Raw genomic sequence first — 9,783 nt, 5'->3', positions numbered from 1 at the left:
GCTATTGAACCGCCGTATACCGAACGGTACGTACGGTGGTGTGAGAGGTCGGAGCCTAACGGCTCCTCCTACTCGATGATTTTTTTGTGAGTGAGTAAAGATCGGTATATTTCATATCTAGCATTTCTTTCGATCCGGCCATATCGTGGATTTTCCACGGTTTTGGTGAAAGTGAAATGAGACCGTCTTGTTCTAATTTACGTAGATTAGTTGCGACATAGGCGCGTGCTAGATTTAAGTATTTTCCAATGACTTTTTGTGTAAAATAATACGGAATAAGATAAGAGCCATCAGGTTCAGCGCGACCGAAACGCTCAGCTACGATAACGAGACCGGCTAGAATTTTTTTGTCGGACGGTAGATTAGAAAGTGATTCGCGAACTAGAATTGGGTGCGTAAAATTTAAGTAGAAGAAATAGGCATACCAAAAGCTTTCTTGGCCAAAGGTGATTTTGTCAATAACGTATTGGCGCTCGAATCTAAATAATGTGACTTCACTAATCGCTGTGTAGGAAATAGGCGAGACCGCGTTTTCTAGAACGCTTAAAAATCCTAAAATATCATCGGGTCCGCAAAATGTCAGGATAGAATCATCTCTAGCAGTACCTTTTGACATTGCTACCATGCCTTTTTTGACAACATAGAAATGCCTATTAGGTGTACCTTCTTCCATAATAACCTCATTTCGACGGTATGTAAGTTCCGTATAAGGCGGTGTTTCTCCATTTGATTGCATTAAGGTGGCAAGCATTTTGTCGTTATCGAAACTCTCTTTCAGATTGTTGTAATCGTATAGCGTCATATTATGTCCCCTTTTCTTACAGATTGAGTCTGGAATAGAGCCAAATAAATCGGCGGCAAGCGCTCGACTTGTGTTATGCAAAATCTTGATCCTACTCAAATTGGTATAAAAAGGTAGGTGATTTGGTCACGTGTCGAGTTTGACCAAGTCTATTCATGCAGACTACCTATTTCATTATATCGAAGGAAGGGGGGTTTGTATAACGATTTCCCTTGAATTCGGAAAATTTAGATCAATTTACTAACTACAAGGCGTTTACGAATGCTAATTCCAACTAGTGCTGCAAACACTGCTTTTAGAATACCTGGAATAATAAAAGGGATAGCTCCTGCTGTGAATGCCGTGGTCCATGAGAAATCACCGCTAAATTTTAACCAGATAACGCCGAATAAAAGCGTGACAAAAGTACCGATAATATTGGCAAAAATAGCATACAGCATATTGAAATTTGTTTTTTCGATGAGGTACCCAGTGATGTAAGCATTGAATAGGAAGCCAATTAGAAATCCGCCTGTTGGACCGAATATGATGCCGAGTCCTGCTGTCATGCCTGCGAAAACAGGGACGCCAATCGCTCCTAAAACGATGTAGACCGCTACGGAAATAGTTGCGTTGCGTGCACCAAGAATTGTTGCAGCCAGACCGACTGCAAAGGTTTGTCCGGTTAAGGGGATTGGTCCAATAGGGATGGTGATTTGGGCTAGAATAGCGATGATAACCGCAAATAGGGCGTTGATAATGAGTTGTTTTAATTTTTGATTTCTCATAATTTCTCCTTTGTTAACTATATTTTACATTAGGTTAACATTAAAGTTGTAAATTGGCAATACTATTTTTTTATTTCACTACCTTGCATTAATTAGTAGTTCGTGATATAGTATGTATAACAAGTAGTGATTAATGTTCAGTACTGGAATTTTGATAATAAGAAATGGAGGGTTTGGCATGGAAGTGAATGTTCAGTTTAAAAAAGGTGTTCTGGAGTTATGTTGCCTTTTCCTGATTCATAAAAAGGATCAATATGGTTATGAGCTAGCACAGCATGTTTCACAGTATGTGGAAGTGGCGGAAGGAGCTATTTACCCAGTATTGAGACGCTTGGTGAAAGAAGGCTATTGCGACACGTATTTGAAGGAGTCGTCGGAAGGGCCATCGCGAAAATATTATCAACTAACGGTTATGGGTGAGATGTATATGACGGAATTAATGATTGAGTGGAAAGATTTTGTAGAGAATGTCAATCGATTATTTGTAGAAGGGGGAGAGAATATTGGATAAAACACAATTTCTAAATGAGTTGGAGGAAAAGCTGGTAGGGCTTGGTTCTGAGGAAAGACAAGAGGTATTAGCCGATTATATGGAACATTTTGCAGTAGGTGAGTCAAGTGGGAAAACTGAGCAAGAGATTGTTTTTGACCTTGGGAGCCCAGATGAAATTGCACGCGATATTTTAGCAGGGCGAGGTGGACAGCTACCGGAAGAACATTACTATGTGCCAAGCCAGCCAAAAAAACGTGGCGCTGGTTTTAAGGTAGGGATATTTTTAGCAATGTTAATTCCAAATTTGATTATTTACTCCTTACTTTTATCGTTTTGGGGTGTTGTTGCGGGATTCATCGGTTCAACTGTTGGGTTTTTCTTAACGCCGTTTGCTTTCGTTTTAGATGCAGTGCTGAATCACGCTTTTGAATGGTATAAATTCTTTGGAACGATTGGCATTGTCGGATTGGGCTTCATTTTCCTTGTAGTCACAATCTGGTTGGCGAAAGTGATGATTATGGCAACGGTCGGCTATACTAAATTTAATGTTCATTTGATGAAAGGAGAGAGCAGACATGTTTAAGAATAAATTGAAATTGCTCATTATTGGTGCGGCTCTTCTAGTCGTTGGTGGTATTGGATTTGGGCTGACATTTAATAACAATAATATAGATCGTGGCGAGGCATATCATCGAGAGTGGCAATTGTCGAATGGTGATATTTCGCGGATTAAGCTGATGGGTGATCAGGATATACGCGTGAATGTGACAGAGAGTAATACTGATAAAAATTACGTGACAATGAGTGGTCATTTATCGCAAGAGGCAATTAACCGCTTGGATAAGAGTGTGAAGCCGAATCTGGATAATTTGACGATTGATGTAGAGCACAACCAGAAATGGTTCGAGTTTCTAGAGTTTCCGATTTATGGGGATCAGACTGTGACAATTCATGTAGCGAAGGACGCTAAACTTAGTGAATTGGCGAGTGATATGAGATCGGGTGACTTGACGATAAACGATGTGACGGCGAAAAAGATTGCTCTAAGCGGTGGTTCTGGTGAAATTAAAGCATCGAATCTGACAGCGGATAAGACTTCCATTAAAAACAGTTCAGGTGATATTGATTTGAAAAATGTGATGTCGAATTTGGAGCTTGTTAATGGTTCCGGTGAGAATTCGGTGGAAGGTATGACTGGTGATACGCTTAGCATCACGTCTAGTTCTGGCGATATTGAAGTAAATCAAGTGACAGCGAAAACAACAACGCTAAATAATGGTTCGGGTAGCATTGACGGAGAAATACTGAGTGGCGAGGTCAAAGTAGATAATAACTCTGGTGATATCGAACTTTCTGGATTGAATAGTGCGACGAGCGTTGCAAGTGGTTCCGGGGAAGTGGATTTAACATTTAGCGATATGAAGAAAAACGTGACGGTTGATGCGGATTCTGGTGATGTGAAGATAGAGATTCCAAGTTCATTTAATGGATTTTTAGATTTACGAAGCAATTCTGGTGATATTAAATCACCGGAAATCAAGACGAGTTCAGATTTAGTAGTTAAAGTCCGGACTGGTTCGGGGAATATTAAGGTAGAACAGTAAACGGGAGTGGGCTTCGTGCTCACTTCTTTACATAGGTGGGGGTATTAGGGTGAAAGTGTACGTCATTTTAACGAAAACAGAGACGATTCCAGGGCGGGTCATTCAAAAGTATACGAGGAGGCCGTTTAATCATGTGTCGATTAGTCTGACGGAAGATTTGACGGAAGTTTATAGTTTTGGCCGAATTGGAAAGCGAAATCCGCTGAATGGTGGCTTTATTGAGGAAGATATGCGCAGTGGTGTACTAAAAAATGCTGCAACTGCAATTCTTAGTTACGAGATTACGGCGGAACAAAAGGCGCGTATTCAACGGGAATTGAACTGGTTTTCACTTACAGCGGATAATTATCGTTACAATTTTTGGGGGATTCTTGGTGTAGTATTGCGCTTGAATTTATCGGGGAAAAATGAGTTTTTCTGCTCACAGTTTGTAGGGTATATATTAGAACTAAACGAGATATCGGTCGTTGGGAATCGTGCACAGCATTTTTTGCAACCATGTGATTTTTTGTATGAGGGCGCGATGGAAATCGAGTTTTGTGGAGCTATGTCACTGTATTTAGAACAGTTTGAAACGGAGAACGGGGAATTGACTTCACGACTTTTGGCGTGACTAAAATGCTAATGAAAGGGTATACTAAGTGATAACGCTACATCTCTATGGATGAAAGGGGAAATCACAGATGACAGTTCAAATTAGAAAAGGAACATTAGAAGACATTGAAGCTATTCAAGATATTGCGGTAAAATCTTGGCACGATACGTATGCGGATATTATTCCACGTGAAGTGCAGGATCGGTTTTTAGACATGTTTTATAATTTGGAGACGTTGAAAACGCGTGTTGGCGCGACGCCGTTTGCAGTATTAGAGCGGGAAGGCAGTGTGATTGGTTTCGCTAATTTCATCGAGCTTGAGAAGCGTAAGAGTGAACTAGCGGCTTTTTATCTGTTACCAGGGGTGCAGAATAAAGGGTATGGAACGATGTTACTGGATGAAGGTATTAAGTTATTCGCTTTACCGCTGCCGCTATTTGTGAATGTAGAGAAGGAAAATAAGAATGCGATTGCGTTTTATGTGGCACGTGGCTTTGTAGAATGGGACCAATTTGAGGAAGATTTTTATGGGCACAAGTTGGAGACGGTTCGCTTTCAACTGATTCAACACGTGGAAGAAGAGGCTTAAATTTAGCTGAAAGCACGAGGCTGGGATAAATTTCCATGTCAGTGAAAGTTGACATGGAAGTTTATCCCAGCCTCGTGTTTTTTAATTTAGACTGTTTTCTAGAGTTAATATATTTTTGGATGCTAACATGGCGTTGAATGCAATGACATTTGTTATTGTCCAGTTATCATCTAGTGAAATCAGGTTGTTTTTTTGTAGGTTATTCAAGATTTCAGCGGTAAAATCGACAGATGTTAGAGAATATTCCGCAATTTTTTCATAGGTGACAAAGGCAGGAAGCTGGGCGGTGTCAGCCGTTCCTAGAGAGCCAAGGCGCATCATGATAAGCAAACTAAAATAAATTCGTTCTTCAGGATGCAACCGATCCATCAGAAAATGTTCCTCTATATTTTTGCTAGATTTATCAGAATGAATAGCAAAAATAGTTTCATCCAGATTTTCTAAGTGCATCATTTTTTTGAAAAAAGAAATATCTATTTTCCACAAAATGATATCGGTTAGTGCCTCGCATGCGGTGATTTCAGGGTAGTCTTCGGAATTGAAGGGCAGATAGGGAAAATCGCCTGGTTGCATGATTATATGTAATGGTTCGTCTGTTCCAATATCTCGTAAGCACTGTATAAAGCCGCTTTCAATAAAATAGAGATTGTGAGTACAGTTGATTAAAGGGACGGTGCTACCGATTGTTAATTTTTGTTGTGTACAATAGGTATAGAAGTAGGGGTCTTTTTTTAGTGACGCGAGAATGTGTAATGTATCATTATTTATATGCATAGTTCTTTTCTCCCTCCTGATATAATTATGAATAACACTTTTATATACCCAAGTATGTGGAAAGTTAATCTTCATTCGCCGTATAAAAAATAGCGATGAAAAGTCGAATTCCATCGCTATTGTGTGCCGAGCGTGTTTTACTAGTTGTTGGTTGTTGCCGCTTTGCCACTTGCTTTTTGACCACCACGGATTGTGAAGAAAATCCAAGCAAGTATCGCGCACATAACGCCTCCAAGCAGCGAAGTCAATAAAATCATCATGAGACTGATGAGTTGCAGAATACTAGTGATTATTACGGTGGCAATAACACCAAATAGGAAGCCCCAGATGATGAAGCGCTTGGCTGTCGCATTTTTGCTGAAGCCGTAGAATATTTCGGCAACTGTTGTTCCAACGAGTATTAGCGGTGCGGCAAAAAGAATTGCAGCAAACACGAGTTGATACGTTATTTCACCATACATAATGGCTTCCATTCCAATAACCGAAAAGATACCCAATATGAACACAGTTAAGTAAGCAAAGATAAAACGCATGATGCATTCCTCCATTTCATTCCATATTATATCATAAAAGCTAGCTAGAATATCGTTCACTAGCTAGCTTTTATAATAATTTAATCAATAGAGTTAAAACGTGGATTATCTTCTTTTGCTGTTAGGGCTTGGATACCTCGGATAATGTTGAAAAGAGCAAGAACAACTGTCATAAGGCCAACTACCACGACTAAGCCGAGTCCGATGAAACCTGTGACATTTGAGCTGTTCGTACTAAATCCAACAATACCAACACTAAGAGCTGTAAAAATTCCTCCAATGGTTGGTAGGATATGTGTGAATAAAGCCACTTTTGCATGATGTTTTGTATTTTCTGTACCGCTGAAAATCCAGATAGCAATTGGTACAATAAATGGTGCGAAAAATAAGCTGAAATAGCTGAGTGCATTTAATATTTTTTGATCGTTCATCGTTTATAACGTCCTTTCGTAACTTGATGTGTTTATTATACGATGAATAGACATATGAGAACCATTGAATTAGGTGACAATTTGTAGGATAGAACGTTACATTTTTGTAAGTAGTAATTATAGAACGGATTTTAAAGACCAAACTTTGGAGCGCCAGCGATAGATCATAAGACCACCACGAATTCCTTCGTCGATGATATAGGCTAGCCAAACACCGATGAGTCCCATTCCTGCGGTGATTCCAAGAACATAGGAGAACGGGAGGCTTACAATCCACATGACGATAATACCAACAATAAATGGGAAACGGACATCGCCAGTTGAGTTGAGACTACTGATAATGATGATGTTGGTGGAACGCGCGATTTCTAGGAAGATGGATAGGAAAAATAGTTGTTTTGTCATCGCGATGATTTCTGCGTTAGATGTAAAGAGATGCATAATCGGCTCTGCGAAAAAGTAGATAAGAATGCTGATGCAGACTGCGATGGCGAGCCCAATGTTCCAACTTCGTAAGCCTTGTTTATAAGCGCGTTCCACTTCTTTTGCTCCAACTGCGCGCCCGATGATGATTTGGGATGCTTGCCCAATCGAGATGGCGAATAAAGCGACAAATTGGCTCACCGTTGAGGCGTATACTTTTGTCGTCAAGGCATCAGTACCCATGAGGGCGATAATGGCTGTAACAACGAGTTGTGAGCCTGCATAGGACATATTTTCACCTGCGGATGGCAGACCAAGGCGCAAAATGGAATACATTGTCCGTCGTGAGAGTTCTTTGAATTTGTGCCATTTGAAGCGATATTCGACATGGCGGTGAAGCAACCAAATAGATTGAAAAACGGCGATAAAGTTACCGAAAACGGTTGCTAATGCTACACCGGTAACACCCAAATCTAAATAGGCAAGTGGGCCGTATAAAACGAGATAGTTCCCAATAACTGTGATGATTCCAGCAACGACCGGTATATACATGGCTTGACGAACGTATCCGTGTGTTCGCAAAATTGGCATGATTGCATATGGAATGGCTGTCAGAATGGAAACACCACCGATGATTTCTAGGAACGGTGTGCCAATTTCTACTAAGTGAGGTTCAAGCCCCATCCATGTTAAGAAATAGGATGATAATAGAAGGAAAACAAGGCTGACAATCGCTCCAATTACGACAGAAAAGACAATCCCATTTGTGATGACTTGTTCAATGAGGCGATGTTTTTTTGCTCCAATCATTTGGGCGACTAGAATTTGAACACCGACGCTGATAAAGGCGAACATAATAACGGAAATCACGAGTATCTGATTCGCGACGCCGGTTGCTGCAACGGCATCATCGGAATAATGTCCTAACATGAAGACGGTGACGTAGCTAATCATAACTCGCAGAAATTGCTCAATAAAGATCGGCCATGCGAGTGAGAATAAGCTTAGTTTTGATGCGGTTTGACTTTTATCCATGTGGTCTGCTCCTTTCGATAAACCTAGGCGTTAAGCGAATGTAATTCCACTCCATGCAATATTCCCTTATTATAAGGCAGGGCAGGATTAAAGTATAGACTAATCGGTAAATGAAAAGGAACTGTAATAATAACTAAGTGGTAAAGGAAGTATCAGAATGGACGATTTGGAGTAGCTGTTCGGACATATATGTAGGTGTAAATTCAAAATTTGATTGTGCCCAGTAAACGATTAAGCCAAAAATTGCGTGTGCTTGGTAGCTAGCATGGAGTTCTGGATTGACATCGGAATGGTTTAGAACCGTTGCAAAATCGCGAAGAGCGATGCGTTTTATCGCGTCACACAGTTGATTTTGAAAACCTGGACGTAATTTATCATCGATGGCATGTTTATAAAATAATTGGTGGGCATAGACATGATCGAAAATCTTGACCATCGAGGGTGTCATCCGTTCCACTGAAAAATGGGGCATTTTTTCATAAGGATCGCGATAGGCAACTTCGAGATCGGCAAGTATGTTAGTAATTACTTCATCTAGCAAATCTTCTTTTTCTTGATAGTGTTTGTAGAAAGTTCCCCGATTGACATCAGCGCGTGCGACAATATCGGTGACGGTGATTTTTTTGAATGTTTTTTCAGTTAGGAGTGTCAGAAGGGCTTTGGCAAAGGCGAATTTTGTTTTTCGGATGCGCCGATCAGGTTTTGCGGTCATGTTTTCACGTCCTTTTTATCGTTTAGTATACATATACCTTAAAAGTGTCGCCAAATCAACAAAAACCGCTTTCATTACCTATTGAAGTTAGGCTTGAAAGAGGACTATACTAAATACATAGAGTGACTTCAAAAACTCTAGCGCAATTATAATTTTAGGAGGAATAATCATGGGTAAATTAGTTGGAAAAGTCGCTGTTGTGACTGGCGGGGCATCGGGAATGGGACGCCAAATTGCTTTACTTTTTGCAAAAGAGGGTGCGAAAGTAATCGTTGCAGATATTCAACTTGAGGCAGCAGAAGACACGGTAACAGAAATCAAAGCTAGCAATGGGGAAGCTTTGGCGGTAGTTGCTAATGTAATGAAGGAAGACGATGTGCAGGCAATGATTGATAAGGCGGTTGAGGCTTACGGAACACTTGATATACTCATAAATAATGCGGGAATTATGGATAATTTTGTTCCTGCTGGTGAAATAACAGATGAGCTTTGGGATCGTGTTTTCGCGATTAATACAACAGGTGTAATGCGGACGACGAGAAAAGCGCTACCGATTTTTGAGAAACAAGAGAGTGGTGTTATTGTAAATATTGCGTCTGCGGGCGGATTGTTTGGATCGCGTGCTGGTGCGGCTTACACGGCTTCGAAACATGCCGTTGTTGGTTTCACGAAAAATGTCGGTTTCCAATATGCGACAAAAAATATTCGCTGTAACGCGATTGCGCCGGGGGCAGTAGAAACCAATATTGGGACGACGCTTTATGCACCAGATGAATTTGGTCAAGCTCGTGCCATGATTGGTATGGGAACAAACCCGCGTGTTGGCCAAGCTTCGGAAATTGCAAAAGTAGCATTATTTTTGGCATCAGAGGACGCAAGTTTTGTAACTGGTACGGTTGTGACGGCTGATGCTGGTTGGACAGCATACTAAAATAGAGAAGTAAGAACGGAGTCTGAGACAAAAGGTTCTCTGACCTAGAAAAATACGTATCCAAAATCTGCATTTAGATTTTGGATACGTATTT

General features: G+C 40.6%; 13 protein-coding genes. 6 read left to right on the top strand and 7 right to left on the bottom strand.

Annotated features, from left to right (window positions below):
- Nucleotides 1-55: 55 nt before the first annotated feature.
- The gene (locus R8925_RS15180; protein ID WP_430536633.1) at nucleotides 56-883 is read right to left on the bottom strand and encodes a Crp/Fnr family transcriptional regulator; all 828 of its coding nucleotides are present in this window, start codon (nucleotides 881-883) and stop codon (nucleotides 56-58) included.
- A 146-nt stretch (nucleotides 884-1,029) separates the two neighbouring features.
- Nucleotides 1,030-1,569: a biotin transporter BioY gene (locus R8925_RS15175; protein WP_430536632.1), complete on the bottom strand. Its 540-nt coding sequence runs from the start codon at nucleotides 1,567-1,569 to the stop codon at nucleotides 1,030-1,032.
- Between the two features lie 178 nt (nucleotides 1,570-1,747).
- Here R8925_RS15175 and R8925_RS15170 point away from each other — a divergent pair, with 178 nt between their 5' ends.
- From R8925_RS15170 to R8925_RS15150, 5 genes are all read left to right on the top strand, one after another.
- A complete protein-coding gene (locus R8925_RS15170; protein WP_430536631.1) occupies nucleotides 1,748-2,080 on the top strand; it encodes a PadR family transcriptional regulator in 333 nt (110 codons plus the stop codon).
- Nucleotides 2,073-2,645, top strand: a complete 573-nt coding sequence (locus R8925_RS15165; RefSeq protein ID WP_430536630.1) for a DUF1700 domain-containing protein — start codon at nucleotides 2,073-2,075, stop codon at nucleotides 2,643-2,645. The genes R8925_RS15170 and R8925_RS15165 overlap by 8 nt, the downstream gene beginning before the upstream one ends.
- Nucleotides 2,638-3,666, top strand: coding sequence for a DUF4097 family beta strand repeat-containing protein (locus R8925_RS15160; protein ID WP_430536629.1), 1,029 nt, complete (start codon nucleotides 2,638-2,640; stop codon nucleotides 3,664-3,666). The genes R8925_RS15165 and R8925_RS15160 overlap by 8 nt, the downstream gene beginning before the upstream one ends.
- Before the next feature lie 49 nt (nucleotides 3,667-3,715).
- Nucleotides 3,716-4,279 (top strand): hypothetical protein, encoded by a 564-nt coding sequence (locus R8925_RS15155; protein ID WP_430536628.1) that lies wholly within the window; start codon nucleotides 3,716-3,718, stop codon nucleotides 4,277-4,279.
- A 70-nt stretch (nucleotides 4,280-4,349) separates the two neighbouring features.
- Nucleotides 4,350-4,850, top strand: a complete 501-nt coding sequence (locus R8925_RS15150; protein WP_430536627.1) for a GNAT family N-acetyltransferase — start codon at nucleotides 4,350-4,352, stop codon at nucleotides 4,848-4,850.
- 81 nt (nucleotides 4,851-4,931) lie between these two features.
- Here R8925_RS15150 and R8925_RS15145 read toward each other — a convergent pair whose 3' ends face one another.
- The 5 genes from R8925_RS15145 to R8925_RS15125 form a co-directional block, all read right to left on the bottom strand.
- A complete protein-coding gene (locus R8925_RS15145; RefSeq protein ID WP_430536626.1) occupies nucleotides 4,932-5,624 on the bottom strand; it encodes a cyclic nucleotide-binding domain-containing protein in 693 nt (230 codons plus the stop codon).
- Between the two features lie 140 nt (nucleotides 5,625-5,764).
- Entirely contained in the window at nucleotides 5,765-6,157 is a 393-nt protein-coding gene (locus R8925_RS15140; RefSeq protein ID WP_430536625.1) for a hypothetical protein, read from the bottom strand.
- Nucleotides 6,158-6,237: 80 nt separating this feature from the next.
- A complete protein-coding gene (locus tag R8925_RS15135) occupies nucleotides 6,238-6,588 on the bottom strand; it encodes a magnetosome magnetite crystal formation protein family (RefSeq protein ID WP_430536624.1) in 351 nt (116 codons plus the stop codon).
- A 117-nt stretch (nucleotides 6,589-6,705) separates the two neighbouring features.
- Nucleotides 6,706-8,046, bottom strand: a complete 1,341-nt coding sequence (locus R8925_RS15130; protein ID WP_430536623.1) for an MATE family efflux transporter — start codon at nucleotides 8,044-8,046, stop codon at nucleotides 6,706-6,708.
- A 133-nt stretch (nucleotides 8,047-8,179) separates the two neighbouring features.
- The gene (locus tag R8925_RS15125; RefSeq protein ID WP_430536622.1) at nucleotides 8,180-8,758 is read right to left on the bottom strand and encodes a TetR/AcrR family transcriptional regulator; all 579 of its coding nucleotides are present in this window, start codon (nucleotides 8,756-8,758) and stop codon (nucleotides 8,180-8,182) included.
- A 169-nt stretch (nucleotides 8,759-8,927) separates the two neighbouring features.
- Between R8925_RS15125 and R8925_RS15120 the strand changes: the two genes are divergently transcribed.
- Nucleotides 8,928-9,689 (top strand): SDR family oxidoreductase, encoded by a 762-nt coding sequence (locus R8925_RS15120; protein ID WP_430536621.1) that lies wholly within the window; start codon nucleotides 8,928-8,930, stop codon nucleotides 9,687-9,689.
- The last annotated feature ends 94 nt before the right edge of the window (nucleotides 9,690-9,783 follow it).

The organism is Listeria rocourtiae subsp. hofi (assembly GCF_963575615.1).
Taxonomy (GTDB): Bacteria; Bacillota; Bacilli; order Lactobacillales; family Listeriaceae; genus Listeria_A; species Listeria_A hofi.
Note: the sequence above shows the minus strand (reverse complement) of the source record. Positions and strands in the feature narration are given on the sequence as shown.